Annotated in this window: 1 protein-coding gene; it reads left to right on the forward strand. The window is 62.1% G+C overall.

The features are described 5' to 3' along the window. Positions 1-1,017: condensation domain-containing protein (locus tag ACFQUU_RS29335; RefSeq protein WP_382252171.1), on the forward strand; the 1,017-nt coding region annotated here is incomplete at both ends.

A 1,017-nucleotide genomic window follows, 5' to 3' on the forward strand; every position in this document is an offset into this window, starting at 1 on the left:
TTGGACTGGAACTGGATGCCGAACTGACGGCGGGCCTGAAGGCGCTGAGCCGTCGCCATGGCACCACGCTGTTCATGACTGTCCTGGCAGGTTGGGCAGCGGTGCTGTCGCGGCTGTCGGGGCAGGATGAGGTGGTGATTGGCACGCCGATGGCTGGCCGCCTGCGTGCCGAGGTCGAGCCGCTGATCGGTATCTTCATCAATACGCAGGCGCTGCGGCTAGATGTATCGGGCAGTCCCAGCGTTGCGCAACTGCTGCAGTCGGTGAAGGCGCGCACGCTGGAAGCACAGCAGCACCAGGACCTGCCGTTCGAGCAGGTGGTGGAGCTGGTCAACCCGCCACGCAGCATGGCACACAGCCCGCTGTTCCAGGCAATGTTCAACTGGCAAAACAATGAAGAAGGTCATTTGGATCTTGGCACGCTTACCCACGCACCCGTGGGCGGCGAATATACCGTGGCAAAATTTGACCTGACACTGAACCTGGGTGAACAGCACGGCTGCATCAGGGGTGCGGTGGAATTCGCCGCAGCGCTGTTTGAGGGCGCGACGATCCAGCGATACATCGACTACCTGCGCAACGTATTGAAAGGCATGGTGGCTGACGATGACCAGAAGATCGACGAGCTGCCGATGCTAGGTAGCTCAGAACGCACGCAGTTGCTGGTTGACTGGAATGGAGCGTCGGTCGACTATCCGCAAGACCGATGCATTCACCAGTTGTTCGAGGCGCAGGCAGCGGTTACGCCGGACGCAGTGGCCATCATTGGGCAGAGTGTCGAACTGACCTATGCCGAGCTCGATATGCGTGCCAATCAGCTCGCCGATCACCTGCATCAACACGGCGTCGGCCCGGGCTCGCATGTGGCGCTGCTGCTGGAGCGCTCGCTCGAACTGGTGGTGGCCGAACTGGCGATCCTCAAGTGCGGCGCTGCCTACGTGCCGCTGGACCAGAATGCCCCGGCCAGCCGCCAGGCCTTCATGATCGCCGACAGCCACGCCCAGGTGGTGCTCAGCG

Origin of the sequence: Herbaspirillum sp. GCM10030257 (genome assembly GCF_042666555.1) — a bacterium.
Taxonomy (GTDB): domain Bacteria; phylum Pseudomonadota; class Gammaproteobacteria; order Burkholderiales; family Burkholderiaceae_D; genus Noviherbaspirillum.